At 55.7% G+C, this 21,782-nt stretch carries 20 protein-coding genes; 11 read left to right on the top strand and 9 right to left on the bottom strand.

The annotated features are described in order from the left end of the window. The first annotated feature begins 80 nt into the window (after positions 1-80). Both HALO_RS09095 and HALO_RS09090 read left to right on the top strand, forming a co-directional pair. A complete protein-coding gene (locus tag HALO_RS09095; RefSeq protein WP_231896831.1) occupies positions 81-1,142 on the top strand; it encodes an efflux RND transporter periplasmic adaptor subunit in 1,062 nt (353 codons plus the stop codon). Between the two features lie 17 nt (positions 1,143-1,159). Then, positions 1,160-4,300, top strand: a complete 3,141-nt coding sequence (locus HALO_RS09090) for an efflux RND transporter permease subunit (RefSeq protein WP_035583944.1) — start codon at positions 1,160-1,162, stop codon at positions 4,298-4,300. Between the two features lie 10 nt (positions 4,301-4,310). On the opposite strand, the gene trpC is transcribed toward HALO_RS09090, so the two are convergent. The 3 genes from trpC to HALO_RS09075 are packed head-to-tail and all read right to left on the bottom strand — an operon-like array spanning position 4,311 to position 6,832. Then, positions 4,311-5,114 carry an indole-3-glycerol phosphate synthase TrpC gene (gene trpC / locus HALO_RS09085; protein ID WP_035583946.1) on the bottom strand — a complete coding sequence of 268 codons (804 nt, stop codon included), beginning with the start codon at positions 5,112-5,114 and terminating at the stop codon, positions 4,311-4,313. Positions 5,115-5,154: 40 nt separating this feature from the next. Next, positions 5,155-6,174, bottom strand: a complete 1,020-nt coding sequence (gene trpD, locus HALO_RS09080; protein ID WP_035583948.1) for an anthranilate phosphoribosyltransferase — start codon at positions 6,172-6,174, stop codon at positions 5,155-5,157. 37 nt (positions 6,175-6,211) lie between these two features. Next, a complete protein-coding gene (locus tag HALO_RS09075) occupies positions 6,212-6,832 on the bottom strand; it encodes an anthranilate synthase component II (RefSeq protein WP_050713352.1) in 621 nt (206 codons plus the stop codon). A 343-nt stretch (positions 6,833-7,175) separates the two neighbouring features. Between HALO_RS09075 and HALO_RS09070 the strand changes: the two genes are divergently transcribed. Continuing rightward, positions 7,176-8,096, top strand: a complete 921-nt coding sequence (locus HALO_RS09070; protein ID WP_050713351.1) for a metal ABC transporter substrate-binding protein — start codon at positions 7,176-7,178, stop codon at positions 8,094-8,096. Here the strand turns inward: HALO_RS09070 and HALO_RS09065 are convergent. Then, positions 8,073-8,786, bottom strand: coding sequence for a phosphoglycolate phosphatase (locus HALO_RS09065; RefSeq protein WP_035583951.1), 714 nt, complete (start codon positions 8,784-8,786; stop codon positions 8,073-8,075). The genes HALO_RS09070 and HALO_RS09065 overlap by 24 nt on opposite strands. Before the next feature lie 119 nt (positions 8,787-8,905). On the opposite strand from HALO_RS09065, the gene HALO_RS09060 reads away from it, so the two are divergent. Then, positions 8,906-10,204 carry an NAD(P)/FAD-dependent oxidoreductase gene (locus HALO_RS09060; protein WP_035583953.1) on the top strand — a complete coding sequence of 433 codons (1,299 nt, stop codon included), beginning with the start codon at positions 8,906-8,908 and terminating at the stop codon, positions 10,202-10,204. Between the two features lie 13 nt (positions 10,205-10,217). Here the strand turns inward: HALO_RS09060 and rpe are convergent, their stop codons facing one another. Next, positions 10,218-10,910, bottom strand: a complete 693-nt coding sequence (gene rpe, locus HALO_RS09055; RefSeq protein WP_035583955.1) for a ribulose-phosphate 3-epimerase — start codon at positions 10,908-10,910, stop codon at positions 10,218-10,220. 209 nt (positions 10,911-11,119) lie between these two features. Between rpe and cysP the strand changes: the two genes are divergently transcribed. The 4 genes from cysP to HALO_RS09035 are packed head-to-tail and all read left to right on the top strand — an operon-like array spanning position 11,120 to position 14,929. Further along, positions 11,120-12,130, top strand: coding sequence for a thiosulfate ABC transporter substrate-binding protein CysP (gene cysP, locus HALO_RS09050; protein WP_035583957.1), 1,011 nt, complete (start codon positions 11,120-11,122; stop codon positions 12,128-12,130). A 26-nt stretch (positions 12,131-12,156) separates the two neighbouring features. Beyond that, positions 12,157-13,011 (top strand): sulfate ABC transporter permease subunit CysT, encoded by an 855-nt coding sequence (gene cysT, locus HALO_RS09045; protein WP_050713350.1) that lies wholly within the window; start codon positions 12,157-12,159, stop codon positions 13,009-13,011. Beyond that, positions 13,011-13,838: a sulfate ABC transporter permease subunit CysW gene (cysW, locus tag HALO_RS09040; protein ID WP_035583960.1), complete on the top strand. Its 828-nt coding sequence runs from the start codon at positions 13,011-13,013 to the stop codon at positions 13,836-13,838. The genes cysT and cysW overlap by 1 nt, the downstream gene beginning before the upstream one ends. Then, positions 13,835-14,929 carry a sulfate/molybdate ABC transporter ATP-binding protein gene (locus tag HALO_RS09035; protein WP_050713349.1) on the top strand — a complete coding sequence of 365 codons (1,095 nt, stop codon included), beginning with the start codon at positions 13,835-13,837 and terminating at the stop codon, positions 14,927-14,929. The genes cysW and HALO_RS09035 overlap by 4 nt, the downstream gene beginning before the upstream one ends. A gap of 104 nt (positions 14,930-15,033) precedes the next feature. Here HALO_RS09035 and HALO_RS09030 read toward each other — a convergent pair whose 3' ends face one another. Beyond that, positions 15,034-15,642 (bottom strand): alpha-ketoglutarate-dependent dioxygenase AlkB family protein, encoded by a 609-nt coding sequence (locus tag HALO_RS09030; RefSeq protein WP_035583963.1) that lies wholly within the window; start codon positions 15,640-15,642, stop codon positions 15,034-15,036. 166 nt (positions 15,643-15,808) lie between these two features. On the opposite strand from HALO_RS09030, the gene HALO_RS09025 reads away from it, so the two are divergent. Further along, positions 15,809-16,402: a YajG family lipoprotein gene (locus HALO_RS09025; RefSeq protein WP_035583964.1), complete on the top strand. Its 594-nt coding sequence runs from the start codon at positions 15,809-15,811 to the stop codon at positions 16,400-16,402. Between the two features lie 49 nt (positions 16,403-16,451). Here HALO_RS09025 and HALO_RS09020 read toward each other — a convergent pair whose 3' ends face one another. The 3 genes from HALO_RS09020 to HALO_RS09010 form a co-directional block, all read right to left on the bottom strand. Then, positions 16,452-17,084, bottom strand: a complete 633-nt coding sequence (locus HALO_RS09020; protein ID WP_035583966.1) for a hypothetical protein — start codon at positions 17,082-17,084, stop codon at positions 16,452-16,454. Positions 17,085-17,158: 74 nt separating this feature from the next. Beyond that, positions 17,159-17,794 (bottom strand): TIGR04211 family SH3 domain-containing protein, encoded by a 636-nt coding sequence (locus tag HALO_RS09015; RefSeq protein ID WP_035583967.1) that lies wholly within the window; start codon positions 17,792-17,794, stop codon positions 17,159-17,161. Between the two features lie 88 nt (positions 17,795-17,882). Continuing rightward, positions 17,883-18,212 (bottom strand): DUF1820 family protein, encoded by a 330-nt coding sequence (locus HALO_RS09010; RefSeq protein WP_035583969.1) that lies wholly within the window; start codon positions 18,210-18,212, stop codon positions 17,883-17,885. Between the two features lie 206 nt (positions 18,213-18,418). On the opposite strand from HALO_RS09010, the gene HALO_RS09005 reads away from it, so the two are divergent. Together HALO_RS09005 and HALO_RS09000 are read left to right on the top strand one after the other, a co-directional pair. Then, the gene (locus tag HALO_RS09005) at positions 18,419-19,642 is read left to right on the top strand and encodes an ATP-grasp domain-containing protein (protein WP_035583971.1); all 1,224 of its coding nucleotides are present in this window, start codon (positions 18,419-18,421) and stop codon (positions 19,640-19,642) included. 30 nt (positions 19,643-19,672) lie between these two features. Continuing rightward, on the top strand, positions 19,673-21,745 hold the full coding sequence (locus HALO_RS09000) for a hypothetical protein (RefSeq protein WP_035583973.1): 2,073 nt from the start codon (positions 19,673-19,675) through the stop codon (positions 21,743-21,745). Positions 21,746-21,782: the final 37 nt, after the last annotated feature.

Here is a 21,782-nt window from a genome sequence, read left to right as displayed (position 1 = left end):
TAACGTTGATATAATAATTGGTGTGCAGCACAAAAAGCTGTCACGCTCTCTACCAACGTGTCCATTTTTCAGGAGCCCTCTTGCTGCCTTTACTCCCCACCTTGGCCCGCCTAGGCGCTGGCGTTGTGCTTATGCTAAGCCTGACGGTCACAGCTGTCGCCCAGGAAAGCCGCGTTGAAACGCAGGTGGTCGAAGACACTCCCCGGGTAGAGATTTTGCCGCTCACCGGTAGCGTCACCGCTCCGCAAACCTCACAGTTGTCGAGCGCTGAAGCGGGTCAGGTCAGCGAACTAACGGTAGAGATGGGCGACACCGTCMCTCAGGACCAACCGCTACTCTCCCTCGATACCCGCGACATTAGCCTGGAGAGCCAGCGTGCCCGCGCCGACTTGGCCCAGGCCGAAGCTGAGCGCGACGAAGCCCAACGCTTGGTGAGCGAGGCCAACCAGCTCTCGGCGCAAAGTATTGCCGCAAGCGAACGCCGCCAGCGTGAAAGTGTTTTAGCCGCTGCTCAGGCCGCGCTGGAAGCACGGGAAGCGGATTACTCGCTCACCCAACTACAGCTGGAGCGTCACCAAATACGTGCCCCCTTTGATGGCATGGTCACCCAGCGGGAGAGCAATGTGGGTGAGTGGGTCAACCCCGGCGATACGCTGCTGACGCTGATTGATTTATCTGCCCTGACGCTGGATTTTTCAGTACCGCTCTCCGCCTACCAGCGCTTTGAAGGCTCGCAGCTAGAGGTGCGTTTAGAGGGTAGTGATCAGTGGTACCCAGCGCGAACACTAGCGCGCATTCCCCTTGATGCCCGTTCACGGCAGTTTCTACTCCGCGCGGTGCCGGAAGAGCCACTGGAAATGCTCCCAGGCATGGCCGTAGAAGGCCGTTTGCAGCTTAACGGCGAAAGTGGCCCCAGCGTGCCGCGGGATGCGCTAATCCGCCGACCGGATGGTAGCGTTAGCGTTTGGCTCACCCGCCAAGAGGAGGAGACGTGGCAAGCGTTTGAACAGCGGGTTGAGATCGGCAGTAGCCACCAGGGCGAAGTCGCCATCAAAGAGGGCCTCTCGGCGGGTGATCGCGTCATCGTCGTCGGCAACGAACGCCTTGAAGAGGGGCAAAGCGTGTCCCTAAGCGACGACTAAAGGAGCCGCCCTCAGCTATGTTTGCCGCTATTATCCGTCACGGCATCTTGGTTAGCGTGATCACGCTAATCCTGTTGATTCTGGGTATCGCTGCTATCTGGCGCATACCCGTACAGATGATCCCCGACCTGGAAACCCGCGTAGTGGGCATCGAGACCCAGTGGCCGGGTGCGACACCGCAAGATATCGAGAAGGACATCTTGATTGAGCAGGAGGAGTTCCTGCGCAATGTGCCCAACCTGCAGCGCATGGAGTCTACCGCCAGCAGCGGTAGCGCCGAGATAGAACTGGAGTTCCCCTTCGGCGTTGATCTCACCGAAACCTTGATTCGGGTTAACAACGCGCTTAGCCAAGTGCCCTCCTATCCCAACAACGTCGACCAGCCGCGCATTGTCGCTAACTCTTTTTCCGCTAACGCCTTTATGTACTTTAACGTTGGCCCACGGGAAGGCAACCCGCGCCAGCTCGATATGCCGGCCATGCGCGATTACCTGGAAGATAACGTCCGCCCGCGCCTGGAGAGCGTTGCGGGCGTCTCGGAAGTCACGGTTTCCGGGGGCGCAGAGCGGCAAATGCAGTTGTTGATTAATCCCGAGGCACTGGCCGCCCGCGAGTTGAGCATTAGCGATATACAGGCAGCCCTGCAGGCCCGCAACCAGGATGTCTCTGGCGGTAATTTAGAGAGCGGCAAGCGTCGTTATCTGCTGCGTACCGTGGGGCGTTTCGAAGATGTCGAAAGCCTTGAAGCGCTGATTCTAGCCCGCGAAGGTGACGCAGTCACCCGGCTAAGCGATGTGGCTGAAGTGCGCCAATCCTATGCTGAGCTCACTTCCAGAGCCTACAACTCAGCGGGGGATCCGGTGCTTAGCGTGCAGGTTCGCCGGGAGCCAGGCGCCAATGTCATCGATATCAAGCGCGCCATGCTGGAAGAAGTCGACGCGCTAAACGAAGGCCTGCTGGCTGAGCAGGGTATGCGCATGACGCTCTCCAGCGACGATGTGCGCTACGTGGAGTCGTCAATTGCCAATGTGTGGGTCAACCTGGGCCTGGGTGCGCTGTTTGCCACCCTAGTGATGTACGCTTTTCTACGCTCAGCCCGAGCCACTTTTGCTGGTGTGATCGGCATTCCCATCTGCACCATCGCTGCCTTTCTAGGCCTGCTGCTGGCAGGCCGCACGCTCAACGTTATTTCACTGGCGGGTGTCGCTTTCGCCATTGGCATGACCATTGATAACACCATCGTGGTACTGGAGAGCATCGAGACCCAGCGCCGCCGTGGGCTCGCGCGTTTTGAAGCCGCTTTGGAGGGCGTTAAGCAAGTATGGCCCGCAGTTCTGGCCTCAACCCTCACGACTATTTTAGTCTTTGTGCCGATCTTCTTTATTCAGCAGGAAGCCGGTCAGCTCTACTCCGATATTGCGGTGGCCATCTCAACCTCGATTATTGTCTCGATGGTAGTGGCAATTACCGTGATCCCCACCCTGGGTGCGCATATCGATTTTCGCGGCAAAGAGAGCGCATCAACCTCATCACCACGATGGGTACGCAGCTGTTTATGGGTGGTTGATGGCATGATCCGCACGGCTTCACGGCGCTTTCTTGCCATCGTGCTGGGCGTTGTGGGAGGTATCGGCATTTTTGTTTGGCTAACACCCCCAGCGGAGTACCTGCCGGAAGGCGAAGAGGCCAAGACCTTTGCCAGTATGAATGCCCCGGCGAGTTACAATCTGGCTACCATGGATGCCATTGCCCAAACCCTGCAGCGTGAGCTTGAACCCCATGTAGGCGCCGACCCTGAAAATTTTGAGCGTGGCGATACCGATGTTCCGCCGATTCGCACCATGGGCATTCAGGCTGAAGCCCAGAGTTTGCGGATTATTGCTGAAACCATTGACCCCACCCATATCGAAGCCTTGATGGACGCCCTCACCCAACGCTTTGAAAGATATCCAGACATGCGCGCTTTTGCCGCCCGTGGCTCAATTATCTCCAGCAACGATGGCGGTACGCGCAGCATAACGCTGGATATTGCTGGCAATGATTTAAACCAGCTTTACACCACCGCCAATGCGATTTACCAGCGCGCCCAGACGGTTTTCGACAACCCGCGCATTCAGTCGCGGCCCTCTGCCTTGGATCTTGGTCAGCCGCTGATTGAGATTTACCCTGACTGGGAGCGCGCCGCCGAAGTCGGCATGGATACCGGCGAGCTGGGTACCACCGTGGCGGTACTTACCAACGGCGCCTACCTAGATGACTTTTACCTCGACGACGAAAAAATCGATCTTTACGGCTACGGCCCCGAAGCAGGAGATATCAACCTGGATGCCCTCGCCACGCTGCCGATTCACACCCCGTCGGGAATTAACGTTCCGCTCAACACCCTCGCTGACATACGGGAAACGGTGGGAACCGCCACATTACGGCGAGTAGATGGTCGCCGCAGCGTCACCCTGGATGTTATTCCTCCGCGCAGCGTGGCGTTGGAAGCGGGTATCGAGCGGATGCAGCGGGAGGTGATCGACTACTTAAGCGATGAAGGCGCGCTACCCGCTAACATTAATGTCACGGTGAGCGGTGCCGGGGATCAGTTAGACGCTACCCGGCAGGCGCTGACCGGCAATGCACTGATTGCGCTGGCGATTGTGTATCTTTTATTGGTGGCGATTTTCGCCCATTGGGGCTATCCACTGCTGATTCTCGCTACCATTCCATTGGGTGCCGCAGGCGGGATTGTCGGGCTCTGGCTGATGAATACTGTAGGCGCCCAACTGCCAAAAATAGGCTTGAACGCCATTAGCCAGCCGTTTGATATGATCACCATGCTGGGCTTTTTGATACTGATGGGCACGGTGGTCAACAACCCAATACTGGTGGTTCATCAGGCAAGGGAGAATCTACGCACGGCATCTATGGGCGTTCGTGAGGCCGTTCAACAGGCGGTTGAGAGCCGTTTGCGGCCTATCGCCATGACCACCCTCACTACCCTGTGTGGCCTTTCACCGCTGGTGTTTTTACCGGGGGAAGGCACCGAGCTTTACCGCGGCGTCGGCGCCATTGTGCTGTTCGGGCTGCTCGGCACGGCCATCGTCACCGTTACTTTTCTGCCCGCCCTTACGGTTGCCGTGCTCAGTTGGAAAACCAAAAAGGCGAACTAAAAGCTGCGGGTTAAAAAAACAGCCGCTTAAGCGCCAATCCGGGATCGCTTTCACGCATAAAGGCTTCGCCAACCAGAAAACCATTGACGTTATGGTCGCGCATCAGCTCAACGTCATCACGGGTATGAATGCCGGATTCGGTAATCACCGTGACGCCTTCGGGAATACGTGGCAGCAGATCAAGGGTGGTATTAAGACTGGTGTCAAAGGTGTGCAGGTTACGGTTATTGATACCTACCAGCTTTAAATCCAGCGCTAAAGCGCGCTCTAGCTCGTCCGCATCGTGAACCTCAACCAGTACATCCATTCCCAACTGAATAGCCTGCTGGTTCAGGTCGCGTAGCTGGGCATCGTCAAGCGCAGCCACGATCAGCAGAATACAGTCCGCACCGATCGCCCGCGCTTCACTGACCTGATAGCCGTGGGTGATAAAGTCTTTGCGAATCACCGGCAGCGAACACACATCCCGTGCGGCAATCAGATAGTCTTCGTGGCCCTGAAAAAAGTCCGCGTCGGTGAGTACCGACAAACAAGCCGCACCGCCCTGGGCATAGCTTTTGGCAATATCCGAAGGATGAAACTCTTCGCGAATTACCCCCTTCGAGGGCGACGCTTTTTTCACCTCCGCAATAATCGCCGGATCACCCGCTGCAATGCGCGCGTTGAGGGCTTCGATAAAACCACGCGGGGCGCTCTGCTTCTCCCCGAGGGCGAGCAGATCAGCTTCCGAAACTGCCTGACGGCGCTCAGCCACCTCCTGATCCTTACGGGCCAGAATGCGCGTTAAAATAGTCGGCGTTGCCTGTTGAGTCATGGTGATCTCTTTTGGTTTAACACTTATCTTGTTTATGAGCCTACTGCTTAAAAACGCTGGTGAAGTGCGAAAGCTCTTTAAGCTTCTCAAGCGGCAGTTTGGAGGCTTGGGCGTCCTGGGCCACCATCACACCCTCTTTTAACGTATCCGCGACGCCCGCACAGTAGAGCGCGGCCCCGGCATTTAGCGCGACCATATCGGCCGCGGCTCCCTCACCGGAAAGCGCGGCTTTAACCAAGCGCAGGCTATCTTCCGCACTATTAGCTTTCAGCGTTGCCAGGCTCTGGCGCTCTATGCCTAACGCTTCGGGTGTAATGGTGTACTGGGTAATCTCACCCTCTTTGAGTTCAGCCACCAAGGTGGGACTAGCCAGGGAAATCTCATCCAGGCCATCCTCTGAGTGCACCACCATCACGTGGCGGCTGCCGAGGGTTTTCAGCACTTCCGCCATCAGCGGCACCAGCTCCGGCGCGTAAACGCCCAGCACTTGGTTGGGAGCGCCCGCCGGGTTGGTCAACGGGCCCAAAATATTAAACAGCGTGCGCACGCCCATTTCACGGCGGGGGCCGATGGCATAGCGCATCGCCGGGTGGTGGTTGGGGGCGAACATAAAGCCTACGCCCACCTGCTCAATACAGCGCGCCACCTGGTCAGGCTTAAGATCCAGGTAAATACCCGCTACATCAAACAGATCAGCACTGCCCGACGATGATGAAACGCTGCGGTTACCGTGCTTGGCCACATGGGCACCGGCGGCGGCGGCGACAAAACTGGCGGCGGTGGAAACGTTAAACAGGTTCGCACCATCGCCACCGGTGCCGACGATGTCTACAACGTTTTCGGCCTGCAGTTCTACGCGCTTCATCAGCTCGCGCATTACCTGCGCGGCGGCGCTGATCTCTACCGCGCTTTCGCCCTTCATGGCTAAACCGACCAGCAGGCCACCAATTTGCGCGTCAGACGCATCGCCGGTCATGATTTGGCGCATCAAGGCGTGCATGGCATCGAAAGAGAGGTCTTCGCGGCGCATCACCGCATTAATCGCGTCTCGCATTTGCATGAGCAGAGGGGCCCCTAAAAGCGTGTGAAACCGGCCATCAGCCGCGTTTTAAAAAGTTGGCCAACAGCTCATGGCCTTGGCGGGTAAGAATCGACTCAGGGTGAAACTGCACCCCTTCAATATCCAGCTCGCGGTGACGAAATCCCATGACTAAACCGGGGGTCACGTCGTCATCACCTGTCCAGGCAGTGACTTCCAAACAGTCGGGCAAGCTTGCCTTATCGACCACCAGGGAGTGATAGCGGGTAACCTCAACAGGATTATCCAGCCCTTCGAACACGCCTTGGTTAGCATGCAGTACAGCCGAGGTTTTACCGTGCATCACCTGCGGGGCGTGCACTACCTTGCCACCATACACTTGGCCAATCGCCTGATGCCCCAGGCAGACGCCTAGAATAGGCAGCTTGCCAGCGAAATACTCAATGGCAGCCATGGAGATTCCTGCTTCATTGGGCGTGCAGGGTCCTGGCGACACCATTAAGTGCGTCGGCGCCAGCGCTTCGATCCGCTCAATGGTAATGTGGTCATTAAGATAAGTGATCACTTCCGCGCCCAGCTCGCCCAGGTACTGGACAATGTTAAACGTAAAGCTGTCGTAGTTGTCGATCATGAGCACTTTCTGCGCTGCCTGATTTAGCACCGACTGAGCTTGCGCCATCGCCCCACTTACTCCATTGCGTCATTTCGGTCACAGATGAAACCGCTAAGCGATGATGATACCGCAACCGAGCACTCCCTTGCAGGGGTTAAGTACCACCACGAAGAAACCGTTCGGCAATTCATAAGGCAAGCTATGCTTATATGTATAGTAGTGTTCAGCATAGTGGCACTTTTCCCGAGGGTGAATCCCTCCTTGGGCAATATCTGTTTTGGCCTAACGTTGCATTGGAACTGGCAACAGGCCAGCGCAGTCTTTATTATCTGCCGTCTTTTGTGATCATTTTTGTCATAGTGTTTGTGATCGTTTTTGTAGTAGTTTTTCAGCCAGTTAGGAGCGTGGAATGTCAAAGCGGGTTACCTGGGTGTGTACGCTCTTATTTGCCGCGCTGATAAGKGCTGCGCCAGCCTATGCCAGCACAACGCTACGCGTTATTGCCTCTTTCTCAGTCATGGAGGAGTTGGTCAAACGGGTGGCCGGCGACACGGTTAGCGTCAACGTCATTGTTCCACGAGGAGAAGATGTTCATCGCTGGGAGTTAACCCCGCCCAATGTACTGGCGTTAGAAGAGACCCATATTGTGTTTTATAACGGGCTGGGGCTGGAGCCGTGGATACGCCATGTTGAAGCGATGTCCCACGACCAGCTGACCCTAGTAGAGGTGGCGGAAAAGGCCGACTATTCACCGCTAATGATCTCAACAGGGCAGTATAAAGGCGAGTTAGACCCACATATGTGGATGGATCCCGAGGGGGCTGCCGCCTACATCGATGTAATTGCCGAGACGCTAGCTGAGCATTTACCCGACCAGGCCGATGCCTTTTATGCTCGGGCTGAAGAGGCACGCAAGGCACTGAGCACGCTTAACCAAACAGTGAAAGAGCGGCTTGATGGGATTCCACAAACCAACCGAACCTTAATGACCAGTGAAGCTGGTTTTGGCTATTTCGCCCGCGCCTACGCCTTTGAAACCCTGGGAGTGTGGGGCGTTAATCACGAGACCCAGGGCAGTGCCGAGGCAATGGCCAAGATGAGCGAATATCTGGCTAATAACCGCCCTCGCCCGCCAGCGCTGTTTTTTGAAAGCACCACGCCCAGTATTCATATGGACGCCCTATCACGGGAGGCCTCGCTTCCCCTAGCAGGCCCGCTGTATGTCGACTCGCTGAGCGGTGCAGATGGCCCGGCGGCCAACTACTCAGCGATGCTGCAACATAATGCTGAAGTGATGCATACCGCTCTAGGGGGCGCGACGGCCGAGTAGCAGTTCGGTTAACGAACTCAGCACTAGATCAGGGTGACTGTTGTCGATCGGCTCCCCATGATTATAGCCGTAGGGCAACCCGAGGGTGGTAAAGCCCGCCGCCTTACCAGCCGCCATATCGTGACGTGAATCGCCGATCATCACACACTCATCTGGCGCTATTTGGCAGTGTTGAGCAGCGTGCAGCAGCGGCAGAGGGTGGGGCTTTTTTTCGGCCAGCGAATCGCCGCCAATCAAGAGGGTAAAATAGTCCAACAGCTCGAAGTGTGTTAGCAGCGGTTCAATAAAGCGCTCGGGCTTATTGGTGATCAGCACCAACGTTAGGCCGTGTTGATACAGTGCCTGAAGTGCCTGCTTAACCCCAGGGTACAGCGTCGTCAGGGTATTGGATGCCGCGCCATAGTGGCGCATAAATGCCTCATAGGCGCGCTGCTGAAGCACGGGGTCGGGCGCTGCTTTTCGCGCCCAGGTCAGGGCTCTTTCGACTAATACCGGCGCGCCATTGCCAACCCAGCCCCGCACCTCTGTTTCACCCGGCATGGGCAACGCCAGCTCGCTTAACGTGCGCGCCACTGCGACTGCAAGGTCGGGCACTGAGTCGATCAGAGTGCCGTCCAAGTCGAAGGCAAGCAGCCGCTTCCCCTGTAGCACTGAATGTAGTTCTGAGTAGTGGATTGGATGTACTTTCAATGCTCTCTATTCCCATGTGGATTTGAAAACCAGTTTACCTGCTTAAAACAAAGGATCGCATTAGTCAGAAGCGCGAGAACCTTCTATGCTAGGGCTAATTTAGTTAAGGAGGTAGTGATATGCCCACTCCCAGAATCGTGATTGTTGGCGGCGGTGCGGGCGGCTTAGCCCTTGCCACGCGATTAGGCCGTACCTTAGGTAAGCGCAAACGCGCAGAAATTGTGCTGCTGGATCGCAATACCACCCATGTCTGGAAACCGCTGCTCCACGAACTGGCCACTGGCGTGCTGAATTCGAGCATGGACGAGGTGGATCTTCGCGGGCACTCCTCTGCTCACTTCTATCGCTACCAGCGTGGCTCGCTGACCGGCATAAATCGCGAGCAGCGGACACTGCAACTCGCGCCTATCAATGATGAGGACGGTCAAGAAGTGCTACCCGCCAGGGAGCTTACCTATGACTATCTGGTCATGGCCATAGGCAGCGTCTCCAACGATTTCGGCACACCCGGCGTTGCGGAGCACTGCCACTTTATTGACTCGCCCCAGCAGGCCAAGGCGTTCCAGCGCGATATGATCAATACCTTTCTGCGCTATACCGATCCCAACCTGCGTCAGCATACTCAGTTGACCATTGGGATTGTGGGGGGTGGCGCCACGGGAGTAGAGCTTGCCGCCGAATTGTTTGACGCTTCGCGCATGCTCAATGCCTATGGCGTGACGGCGCTGGATAACCAGCAAATCAGTGTGCACTTGCTAGAAGCAGCCCCGCGTTTGCTGCCGGGGCTTTCGGAACGGGTCAGTCAAACGGTTAAAACAGAACTTGAAGAGATGGGCGTGACGGTTCACACCGATACCGCCGTGAAAGAAGCGCAAGCGTATCAGTTGGTCACTGGTGATGATGAAGTGATTAAGACCGACATTAACGTCTGGGCAGCGGGGATCAAAGCACCCCCGTTTTTGGCGGAACTAGGCCTTACGACGAATAAGAAAAACCAAATTGAAGTCAACAGCACTCTGCAGAGTGTCGATGATGAGAAGATTTTTGCCTTAGGCGATTGCGCCAGTTGCCCAATGGGGGAAAGTGGCACGGTGCCGCCTCGCGCCCAGGCGGCTCATCAGCAGGCCAAGCTGCTCGCCAAAAATATCGTTAATCAACTGGAAGGCAAACCGCTCGCCGATTTCCGCTACCGCGATCACGGCTCGCTAGTATCGTTAGCCCGATACGATGCAGTGGGCAATTTAATGCGTAGTTCCGCCTCCAAGGGGCTATTTTTAGAGGGCTGGCTGGCTCGCCAAGCCTATGCATCGCTCTACCGCATGCACCAGCTCTCTATTCATGGGGCGCCGAAGACGGGGCTAGCGTGGCTGGTCGATAAGCTGAATCGCTACTTAAAGCCGCGCATGAAGCTTCACTAAACAACACTGACGTTTACTTGGCCAGCGCAGCACGCATCTGCTTGATCACGGTGTCATAGCCGTGCGGGTCGCTGGCTTGGTGAGCGCTAAAGATAGCAGATCCGGCCACAAAGGTGTCAGCGCCCGCGGCGGCGATCTCGCCGATATTATCCACTTTCACCCCACCGTCGATCTCCAGACGAATCGGACGTCCTGAGGCATCAATGCGCGCCCGCGCCTCGCGTAGTTTGTTTAACGTGCCAGGGATAAAGGACTGACCGCCAAAGCCAGGGTTAACGCTCATCAGCAGCACCATATCGACTTTATCCATCACGTAGTCGAGATAGGAGAGCGGCGTGGCCGGGTTAAACACTAAGCCTGCCTGACAACCGCCATCACGAATTAACTGCAATGAGCGATCAACGTGCTCAGAGGCTTCCGGGTGAAACGTAATGTAGCTGGCACCCGCCTCAATAAAGTCACTGATCATGCGGTCTACCGGCTTGACCATTAGGTGGACGTCAATCGGTGCCGTCACCCCGTGCTGGCGCAACGCTTTGCATACCATAGGGCCAATGGTGAGGTTGGGCACATAGTGATTGTCCATGACATCGAAGTGCACCACATCCGCGCCAGCCGCCAGCACGTTATCTACTTCCTCGCCAAGCCGCGCAAAGTTAGCGGAAAGAATAGAGGGGGCAATCAAAAAGTCCTGCGCAGCGGTCATAGCACGTTCCTAAATTAACAGGGGAATGAGCCTTCTATGTTACCAGAGCCACCCACTAAGCCCCATCACCTACACGACTTTGCATTGGGCATCTGCGCACACTCATATTCTCAAATAGAATATAAAACATGATTGTAATTCCACATTGATAGATTTAACCTTGCCCATATTGCGATAAGACGCGCTTACACTTTTGAAGGAGCTAGTTTATGACACTGCCGACTATTTTCCGCCGCAGCCTGATTGCGCTTGCCTTAGGCGTCACGGTGAGCAGCCCTGCCGCTGCCCAGGAGCGTGAACTGCTTAATTCGTCCTACGATATCGCTCGCGAGCTGTTTGCGGCGATTAATCCTGAGTTTCAAGCCTGGTGGCAGGAAGAGCACGGCGAAGAGATTGAGATCAGCCAGTCCCACGGCGGCTCCTCTGCCCAAGCGCGCGCAATTTTGCAGGGCCTGCGTGCCGATGTGGTGACCTTCAACCAGGTGACCGACGTGCAGGTACTTGCCGAGGCCGGGCTGGTGGCCGAAGATTGGCAGGATGCGTTTGAGAACAACGCTTCGCCCTATTACTCCACTACCGCGTTCTTAGTGCGTAAAGGCAACCCTAAAGGCATCGAAAGCTGGGACGACTTGGTTAATGAAGACGTGGAAATGGTGTTCCCTAACCCCAAAACCTCGGGCAATGGTCGCTACACCTACTTAGCGGCTTGGGGCTTTGCCGAAAACGAATTTGATGGCGATGAAGAGCAAATCGAAGAGTTTATGCGCACCTTCTTGGCCAACGTAGCGGTATTTGATACCGGCGGCCGTGGGGCGACCACTAGTTTTATCGAGCGTGAAATTGGCGATGTGCTGATTAGCTTTGAGTCGGAAGTGAACAACATCCGCAGCGAATACGGCAGCGACGATTACGAAGTGATCGTGCCCCCCGTGAGCATCCTGGCCGAATTCCCGGTGGCGGTCGTCGGTGAAAACGCCGAGCGCAACGGTAACAGCGATTTGGCCCAGAGCTATCTTGAGTACCTCTATACCGAAGAGACTCAGCGCCTGCTCGCGGGCTTCAACTACCGGGTGCATAACGAAGCCGTGGTTGAAGAGTTTGCCGATCAATTCCCGGAAACCGAACTGCTTGAAGTTGATGATGTGTTCGGCAGCTGGGACGAGGCCATGGAGACCCACTTTGAGGGTGGCGCCCTTCTCGACCAGTTACAGCGTCGCTAATATTCACCTATGAGCCAGCCTGAACTATGAGTCAACTTGCCTCCTGGCGATCCGGCAGCACACGCGTGCTGCCGGGTTTTGGCCTTTCTATGGGCATCAGCGTGCTATTTATTTCGCTGGTACTGCTGCTGCCGATTACCGGCCTGTTTGGCCAGTTAGCGGGGCTTAGCCTTGCCGAGTACTGGGCAATCATCACCGAAGGTCGCGTCGTCGCCAGCTACATGGTCACCATCGGCGCAGCGGCAGTGGCAGCCATCATTAACGCCATCTTTGGGCTGTTACTAGCTTGGGTATTGGTGCGCTATGAATTTCCCGGTAAACGACTGCTCGACGCGCTGATGGATCTACCTTTCGCGCTGCCCMCCGCCGTGGCAGGCATTACGCTGGCAACGCTTTACGCCAGCAGCGGCTGGATGGGTGGATTGCTGGAGCCGCTGGGCTTTCAAGTCGCTTACACCTGGGTGGGCATTGCGCTGGCCATGGCGTTTACCAGTATTCCATTTGTCGTGCGTACGGTGCAGCCGGTGTTAGAGGACTTGCCTACCGAAGTCGACGAAGCCGCCATGTCGCTGGGTGCTACCGACGGTGTGGCATTTCGCCGTGTCATCCTGCCGCATATCTGGCCCGCCTTGGTGACCGGTACTGGGCTTGCGTTTGTGCGTTCGCTGGGCGAGTTCGGCGCGATTATCTTTATCGCTGGCAATATGCCTTACGAAACGGAAATCACCGCGCTGATGATTTTCGTCAAGCTGCAGGAGTATGACTATGCCGGGGCATCGGCAATTGCCTCAGTGGTATTGTTCGTATCGCTTGCACTGCTACTGGCGATTAATATTTGGCAGGGCCGCTTTGTGCGCCGCCTGCATGGAGGTAAGGGGTAATGCGTCGAATTGGTGATGCGCCGCTTATCCGGCGCCTATTGATCGGTATCGCTCTGGTGCTGTCGGCGCTGTTCTTGCTGCTGCCGTTAGTTGCCATTTTTGCCCAGGCGTTCTCACAGGGCGTTATGGTTTTCTGGGCCAACGTCAGTGATACCTTTACCCTGCTTGCGATTGGCTTAACGCTGATGATTGCGCTGTTAACCATCCCCGTGTGCCTGGTATTCGGCGTTGCTCTGGCATGGCTGGTCACGCGCTTCAGTTTTCCTGGCCGACGCATTCTGCAAACGCTTATCGATATTCCCTTTGCGGTATCGCCCGTTGTTGCTGGCCTTATTTATCTTTTGCTATATGGTCGCAACGGCTGGATCGGCGGATGGCTGGATAGCTACGATATCCAGCTGATGTTCTCCTGGCCGGGCATTCTAATGGTGACCATTTTTGTCACCTGCCCCTTTATCGCCCGGGAGCTGATTCCGCTGATGCAGGCGCAGGGTTCCCGTGAAGAGGAAGCCGCCGTGGTTCTGGGCGCATCCGGCTGGACAACTTTTCGTCGCGTCACGCTGCCCAACATTCGCTGGGCACTACTGTATGGCGTGATTCTTACCAACGCCCGTGCGGTGGGGGAGTTTGGTGCTGTATCGGTGGTCTCCGGCGCTATTCGCGGCAAGACCAATACGCTACCACTGCACCTTGAGCAGCTTTATCAGGATTATAACGCCGTGGGGGCATTTGCCTGCGCGGCCCTACTCGCATTGATTGCCCTACTGACGCTCGCCGCCAAGGCCGGGCTGGAATGGCGCGCAGCGCGCCGGGAGGCATTTGCATGAGCATTCATTTACATAACATCGCTAAGCACTTCGGCAATACCCAGGCGCTAGAGCCGATCAACCTGGATATTCACGAGGGCGAGCTGGTTGGTCTACTCGGCCCTTCGGGGTCGGGCAAAACCACCCTGCTGCGGATTATCGCCGGTTTGGAAAATGCTGACCGCTCTAATCAACCGGGTAAGATTCTGTTCGGCGACCGCGATGTTACCAACGTGCATGTGCGCGACCGGCGTATCGGCTTCGTGTTCCAGCACTACGCGCTGTTCCGCCATATGAGTGTTTACGACAACGTGGCCTTTGGGTTGACCGTTCTATCCCGCAAGCGCCGCCCCAGCAGTGGCGAGATCCGTGCCCGGGTATTTAGGCTGCTGGAAATGGTCAAGCTGGAGCACCTTGCCAATCGTTACCCTGCCCAGCTTTCAGGCGGCCAGCAGCAGCGGGTCTCGCTGGCCCGCGCATTAGCCGTAGAGCCGGAAGTACTGCTGTTGGACGAGCCGTTTGGCGCACTCGATGCCAAGGTACGTCAGGAGCTTCGCCGCTGGCTGCGCCATCTCCACGACGAACTCAACTTTACCAGTGTGTTTGTCACCCACGATCAGGAAGAGGCGCTGGAGTTATCTGACCGCGTGGTGGTAATGAGCAATGGCCGCATTGAGCAGATTGACACTCCCGATGAGCTCTACCGCACACCCAAAAACCGCTTTGTGTTTGAGTTTCTGGGCGATGTAAATCATCTTGAAGGCAACGTAAGCAACGGTGTTCTGACCTGCGGTGACGCCTACTGGCACGCTGATCTGCCCGATGGTCATCAAGAGCTATTGCTGCGCCCTCATGAAGTACGCCTAACCGAACAGCCCACCGCTGAAAGCCACCTACCGGTCACCATCACGGCGATCTCGCCAGTGGGTGCCGAAGTACGCGTGGAGCTAGAGGCTGATTGGCTGGCCCAGCCGTGGCTGGCCACCGTGCGCCATACGGACTTTGAACMCCTGGCGCTACAACGTGGGCAGCGCTTATTCGCTCATCCGCGCCACTGGCGTCGTTTCCCTAAGATAGAAGCGAAAGCGGCAGAACAAACCCGCGTCGCTTAGGAAGAACGTTCTTAAATCCCCAGCATTTAATAACTTCAGTACTTAAAAACCTTAGCACTTAAAGCCCCAGCAGCTAACGTTGTCGGGGCTTTAATAGGATTCGCTCAAAAGCGCATTTGCCTAAAGGTTAAGCTCACCCGCGGCTCAACAACTTTCTTGGTTTTGGGCAGGCTGTGTAACCAATTTTTTTGCGTGCTGCCTTTCATAACCAGCAAGCTACCGTGCCCTAAAGTAAGCGAAACGCTCTCCCCTGTGTGTCTATGTTTAAACGAGAACTTCCTCTCCCCACCTAAACTCAACGCCCCGATGACCCCATTCTCAACAAGGTCTTTCTCGGCATCACTGTGCCAACTCATGCCCTCCTCGCCTGAGCTATAAAAATTGCCCAGGCATGAATTAAACACCTCTCCGCAATGGCTCTCCACCCGTTGTTTAATCTCGCGTAGACAGTCCGGCCATACCAACGCCCTCTTGGTATACCCCGAGTAGGTATAGTCGACCGGCTCATCCGCGTACCAGGCAATTTTCCGTTTGGTGACAATCTCTTTGCCATAAATAAATGCTCGGTCATGCTCCCAATGCAATTCGTTAATGCACTGATCCAAATACATATCCGCGATCTCAGCTACTAAGATTTTACCGTGGTAATAAGCCTCGCCATCCTGTGGAAGCAGATTAACCAACTTCATGCCATCGTTTTCAAACAGATCCATACCAAGACCTCGTTAGTGCCCAGTGCGTTATGGCATGCCTAGGTTATTGGAAAGTTGGCAGCCACAAGCGAAACTTAACCTTCGTTGGAAACCCCACACCGCTAGAACATACCGCCACAGCGCTACCCGCGTTATACTGGTGTTTTAGCCATAGCGGAGGAAGACCATGCTTCGGCGTCACTTTTTACGGATTTCAGGTGTGCTGCTTGCCAGTGCATGGCTTGCTGGTTGCGCCAGCCCCCAATACTTACAGCTCAGTCCCGAGCGCAGTGCGCAGGTGCCGCAAGTGGGCTCAGGCCAGCAGGTCACGGTCATTGCCCAGGATGGCCGCGAGAGCGACATTATCGGCAATCGTGCTGGCGGCGGCATGTCGACGGCACATATTACCGTTAGCAGCCACGAGCTAATCCCACGTCTGCAGGAAGAGGCTGAGCGCGCCGTGCGGGATATGGGCTTTAGCCCTACCACCGAGCAGGCCGAGGGCCGCCCAAGCTTAACGCTAGAACTTGCCAGCCTGAACTACGCCCGTGGCGACAGCGGCCAGCCGCTGGTCGATGAAGCACGTCTTGAAGGTGTTTTCCGCGCTATCGCTCAAAACAAGGGCACCACCTATACCGGCACCTACACCTCACGCCGTACTCAGGGCTACGCCCTGAAGCCCGATGCCGACAGCAATACGCGCATGCTGAGCGATCTACTTAGCGATGGCATGAACCGTGCTTTTAGCGATCCAGAACTGGGCAATTTGCTCGCACGCTAAGACACACCTCTATAGAAACACCTTTGACACGGGCTGCGCCTCTTTACTTCTAGAGCCGCGGCCCGCGTCGTTCCAGTGCCCACACGCTTTCCGTTCGGCCACGCTCATCAGGGCTGCCCTCTTCCAGAAAGGTTAGCGTGAAGTTGGGGGTGAACAGGCTTTCGATTTCACTTTTGGGCACGCTATAAGGCGGCCCAGCACTGCCATCAGGATGCGACAAACTAATCAGCAACCCCTTGGCACCAGGCGGCACCAGCTGAGCAAGGTGAAACGCATAGCGCTGCCTTGTAGCAGGTGGCAGCGCTATCAGCGAGGCGCGATCATAAAACGCCCCTATCTCAGCGGCTTGTTGTATATGCAGGTGAAAAAAGTCCCCGCACCATAATTCCACGCTGCCCTGGCGAGAAATCGTAAACCCTGCCTGACGGTAACGGGATACGGCCGTGCTGCGCTGGGCCAAAAACTGCTCAATGGCCTCAGGGGCAAACTCAATCCCCAAAACGGGATACCCTTCATCCGCCAACCAGCGCATATCCAGGCTTTTACCGCACAGCGGCACCAGCACCTTGGTGCGATTTGCAACGCCAAGCGACGCCCAATGGCGCAACAATGCCGGGTGCGCTTGCTGCAAGTGAAAGCCAATACGCCCTTCTTGCCAGCGCTTGCGCCATTGATCGCTCATTGTCTAGCCACCTTGTCGTCGCTTGCGCTAACCACAGATTAGGGATGCATCCGCGAATAGGGCTTATCGCGCTTTTAGAACCAACGGTCACGCTTTTTACGCCGACGTGGCAGGTGCGGCACAATCAACCCCACCAGCAAGCCCGCGCCAGCGACACCGCCGCCGTACATAAAGTAGCGCATCAGCAAGTCTTCTTCTTGAGTCTCCAAGCGGGCCTGCAGCCCTCTTACCTGCTGGCGTGACTGTTCTGCCTGACTATCCAATTCCTGGTTACTCGCCTCAAGCTCGGCAATACGGCGTTCGCGAACTTCGAGCGTTTCCGTCATTGAGGCCGTACGCTGTTCCCAGGTTTCATTGATACCCTCAAGCTCGGCGGTAAGTTCCTCTACCTGAGCTTCTAACGCGGGTAGCTGCTCAACCGCACTGGGGGTTTGCTGAAGCTCATTGCTCAATACCCAAACGGCATTACCCTCGCTGTTGCGCACACGGGTATAGTCACCGCTGGTTTCCAGCACCTCCACCTGCTCACCTGCGTTAAGCGTACCGATGATGCGGTACCCATCGGTTGGACCGCTGCGCACATAGGTGCTCAACTCATCGGTCACCCACGCTTGGTTAGCGGACTGGGCGGTGGCATTGAAGCTGGTAACAGTAAGTAAAAGACCAGCCGCAGCGGCGTAATTTCGATAACGAGTTCTATTTACTAGCATGACATCATGTCCTAATTAAAAACGCTGCAAGGCGGACGAAGCCAGCAGCGCTTATCGCCTAACTTAGCGGTGCGCTTGTCTCATACGCTTACCCTTCTCCGCGCGGGGGCAACGGAAAGGGACGGGGGAACTCCGCTACCCGGGCATCGGTTTTGACCGCCTTCAATGGCCCTTCGCGCTCTACTTCATCAATGCGCACAATAGCATTTAATGGCAGGTAGCTACGCTTCACGCCATCGAAGGTTCGTTGCAATTTTTCAGTCGCAGGGTCGACCACTACCCGTGAAGCATCTTCAAAGACAAACTCCTCGACTTCAATAAAGCCCCAGAGTTCGCTTTGAAAGATCTCTCGGACGTATAAATCCCAAATTTCACCCTGCTGGTGAACCACCACACGGTAGATCGGCTTGGCCGCCATCTTGGCCTAATCCTCTTGCCATTCGTACATTAAGTTGGACCGCCTAGCTTAGCATATTCCTGCCGCCACGCCTTTAGGCTAAACCCTTAGCAAGCTTAGCGTTAATGCGACGGACAATGCGCTCATTAGCCGCGCATGCCCCCCTCGTGTATGGTGGTGAGCGTGGTTTGGCAATAATATTTATTCACCAAGTAGGAGTCATCAACATGCAGAAAGATCCCAATAAGGGCTATATTGCCCTGCTAGGCTGGAGTCTCAATGCGATTGAAGCGGCCGAAAATTTTGACCGTCGCTACATTGTCGTTGCACCTGATTGGGCGGAAGAGTATTGCCAAAAACATGATATTCCCTACGTGCCTTGGAATTTCGAGCGACTCAATGACCGCTCGATGGAAATTGCCGAGACACTGAAAGAGAAAGGCGTTGATGTCGCCATCCCACTATACGAAGAGACCGTTGAGTGGGCCGGGGCCATCAACTCTGTGCTACTGGATAACCCACGCCTTTACGGCCAGTCGCTGCTGTTGCGCGATAAAGCATTGATGAAGCGCCGTGCCCAGCTAGGCGGTATCCGCGTGGGTATTTTTGAAGAAGCCCACGATAAAGAAGACGTGGTACGCTTTCTGAAGCGGGTTAACCAGACGCTGCTCAAACTGGACGGCGACCCCAACGACCCGATTCACCTTAAAGCGTTTGATAAAGCGGGCTGCCTTGGCCACCGCGTTATTCGTACCCCAGATGAAGTCGATACCATCCCGGAGGAAGAGTTCCCGGTGTTGATGGAGTCGCACCTGGATGGTTGGGAATTTGCCGTTGAAGCGTGGATTCACGATGGCAAAATTGCCTTCTTGAACATCTCCGAATACGTGACGCTGGGTTACTCGGTGTTTGTGCCCGCCTCACCTGAACTTGAGATTTACCGCGAACAGATCACTCAGCAAATCGAGAAACTGATTAAAGCCTTTGATATTGAGTTTGGCTTGATCCACCCAGAATACTTTGTCACCAGCGATGGTGAGATGTACTTTGGCGAAGTAGCTTACCGTCCGCCCGGCTTCAAAGTATTTGAACTGCTCGAACGTGTTTACGGCTTTAATGCTTATCAAGCTTCAATGCTGGTGTTTGACCCGAAAACCACTAAAGAAGAAGTGGCCAAATTCTTCCCGAAAGAAGTGGTTGATGCCGATGGTTTTGCCGGTTGCTTTGGCGTTTACCCCCGCCGTCGTGTGGTCAGCCGCTTGGAAATTCCCGAAGAGACCGAAGATCATCCCTATTTTGAGTCTCATGAACTAACCTCACCAGTAGAAGAAACCGTTACTAAGCGCACCGCGTTTGGTACCCATTGGGGTCTGATCTACTTTAAAGGCGAGGATGCGCATACGATTCGCGATCTGCTAAAACGCCAAGAAGATCTCGACTTCTATGTATAATCCCCGCTGATGCTGGGATAAGGAGTCACCGTGGAGACAGATCAAGTAACGTCTTCTCAAGAAGATAGCAAGCTCAATGGACTGTTGAGCAACTTTGATGACGCCGTGCGTCTGCTTACGCAGGCGCCCGCCTTCTCAAAGCCCGCCAAGCTGCCGCGGGTGATGGATACCGCGCGACGTGTACTGCTTCAGGATGGCGGCTGTGAAGCACTGGAGTCCCGCGCCCAAGCGTTTGAGGACGCTGGTGTGTTTTTGGGCTCCGATTGGGAAACACCTCAATACTTGGTGCCGACCCTAACAACCTTCGCGTTGAAAAGCGCAGATGCCAATGTGGTCGTCATTGAGGCCTTAAGCGAGCTTCGACTCCTGGCTGTCGCTAAAGGCAATTTTGAGCATCCGCTGGTTTCCGCAGAGCATGCCCACCACTACCTTACTCAGGTAATGGCGATTAATTTATGGCTGCTGTTTTTACCGCCTAGCGAAGCCGAGCGGGAAACCCAAGGGCGACTGGCGACCATCCCTCGCCATCTCTTCCAACATCTCGCCGATCGCATTGGCTACGAACATATTGTTGATCAACTGATTGATGAGATTTGGCGCATCTTAAAACAACGCCCGATTCAGGTTGATTCGATCAAACAGATGATCACCCAAATCGCGCTGTGTCAGGCTAACCCAGCGATTGATCTTGGCGCGAGTGGCCAGGGAGCTGACCGTCTGGTCAGCTCGCTTTACGGGCCCACCCAAGCCTGTCGCGAAGACCCCGGCGTGGATATTTATCGTGACCGGTTAGAACATATGGATCAGGCTGCCCTGCAGGCTGAATCCACCGGCTTCGCCCGGGCGATGCATGACACCGGTCTGGTATCGCCCTATCACGCCGTGCTGTTGCGTCATCTACTTGAAGAGGGTGACCACTTACTCTCCGAGGCGCTGGGGCTTTCATCTACCGGCCGTGACTGCCTACTCTGCTATCGCGAGCTGGTTCAAGCGCTGATACGTGGCGGCGTTTACCCTGCCACGGCACAAGCAGTGTATGGCCTCGCGCTGATGCTGGAGCGCGGTATTCTCTATCAGCCGCCAGTGGCACCCGCGATGTGGCGTCAACTGAACCTGCCGCTCTCGGAGTGGGCGCAGTCGCGGCTATCCATGGCTTATGGCGACACTGTTTCTCCACGCGCACGCTTAATTGAAGGCGTGCTCTGCATGCTGGGACTGCCACTCGGCGTTGGCCAGGGCAACAACCCCACCTGCCAGTCAGCCCGAGCGCTCTCCATGTGGGCGTATAACGACCCAGACTATCTGCTGCAGATGGTGGCTTGGGCAGCCCGCGACGACGAAATCATTATGCATTTCGAGGGGCAAGCCATCTCATCCATGGCGAGTCTCTCTGGTGTGGCAACCCAGCTGCCCATCGATCTTGATCCGGTTTCGCTGATTGTAGTGCCGCATCTGGATCGCATTTATGCCGAAATGGGTCGACGCTGCATTGGCCGGGAAGGTGATCCCCACCGCTGGGTGAATCCTGAATTTCACGGCTGGTGGTCAGGCCGCGGTTTCCGCATCAACGTCGACGTGGCCACTGGCCAACTAAGCGATGTGGATGACTTTATACGCCACTTCTTCGCCTACTATCACCCCTATTACAATGGCAATCAGCCGCTGATTCATCCCCAACCCGCGGGCATTGCGGTCACCGACAGCGCAGCGCGTTTTATCGGTTGGCACGCAATTACTATTTTGCGAGCCTCCCTCGACCCTTCTGATGTTATGCGGGTGTACTTCTACAACCCTAACAATGACAGTGGGCAGGATTGGGGCGATGACGTCATAGTCAGCACATCAGGCAATGGTGAACGCTTTGGTGAGGCCTCACTGCCTTTCGATCGTTTTGCATCGCGGCTGTATATCTATCACTACGATCCTCTAGAGCGCGTTGACATAGCCGATGTCACCAGCGAAGAGGTGGAAAATGTTAAACACTACTTGCACCGTAGCTGGGGCGCTTCTCGCTTACCACCGACTGAGCTGCAAGCGGATCAGGGCTCCAATTCAACCCTTCCCCAATCACCGCTACCGGATACGCCCCCAGACGAAGGGTAACAGGTACGCTGAGCGATACTTTCAACCACGACACTTT

Origin of the sequence: Halomonas sp. R57-5, from assembly GCF_900070345.1 — a bacterium.
Lineage (GTDB): Bacteria > Pseudomonadota > Gammaproteobacteria > Pseudomonadales > Halomonadaceae > Vreelandella > Vreelandella ventosae_B.
This window is presented reverse-complemented; position numbering and strand designations above follow the sequence as displayed.

Excerpts from the sequence above, each read along its gene's own strand:
- rpe (WP_035583955.1), bottom strand. The coding sequence starts at position 10,910 with ATGACCGCTGCGCAGGACTTTTTGATTGCCCCCTCTATTCTTTCCGCT.
- HALO_RS09075 (WP_050713352.1), bottom strand. The coding sequence starts at position 6,832 with ATGGCGCAAGCTCAGTCGGTGCTAAATCAGGCAGCGCAGAAAGTGCTC.
- HALO_RS09020 (WP_035583966.1), bottom strand. The coding sequence starts at position 17,084 with ATGAGCGATCAATGGCGCAAGCGCTGGCAAGAAGGGCGTATTGGCTTT.
- HALO_RS09015 (WP_035583967.1), bottom strand. The coding sequence starts at position 17,794 with ATGCTAGTAAATAGAACTCGTTATCGAAATTACGCCGCTGCGGCTGGT.
- trpC (WP_035583946.1), bottom strand. The coding sequence starts at position 5,114 with ATGACTCAACAGGCAACGCCGACTATTTTAACGCGCATTCTGGCCCGT.
- HALO_RS09060 (WP_035583953.1), top strand. The coding sequence starts at position 8,906 with ATGCCCACTCCCAGAATCGTGATTGTTGGCGGCGGTGCGGGCGGCTTA.
- cysP (WP_035583957.1), top strand. The coding sequence starts at position 11,120 with ATGACACTGCCGACTATTTTCCGCCGCAGCCTGATTGCGCTTGCCTTA.
- HALO_RS09010 (WP_035583969.1), bottom strand. The coding sequence starts at position 18,212 with ATGGCGGCCAAGCCGATCTACCGTGTGGTGGTTCACCAGCAGGGTGAA.
- trpD (WP_035583948.1), bottom strand. The coding sequence starts at position 6,174 with ATGCAAATGCGAGACGCGATTAATGCGGTGATGCGCCGCGAAGACCTC.
- HALO_RS09005 (WP_035583971.1), top strand. The coding sequence starts at position 18,419 with ATGCAGAAAGATCCCAATAAGGGCTATATTGCCCTGCTAGGCTGGAGT.
- HALO_RS09025 (WP_035583964.1), top strand. The coding sequence starts at position 15,809 with ATGCTTCGGCGTCACTTTTTACGGATTTCAGGTGTGCTGCTTGCCAGT.
- cysW (WP_035583960.1), top strand. The coding sequence starts at position 13,011 with ATGCGTCGAATTGGTGATGCGCCGCTTATCCGGCGCCTATTGATCGGT.
- HALO_RS09090 (WP_035583944.1), top strand. The coding sequence starts at position 1,160 with ATGTTTGCCGCTATTATCCGTCACGGCATCTTGGTTAGCGTGATCACG.
- HALO_RS09030 (WP_035583963.1), bottom strand. The coding sequence starts at position 15,642 with ATGGATCTGTTTGAAAACGATGGCATGAAGTTGGTTAATCTGCTTCCA.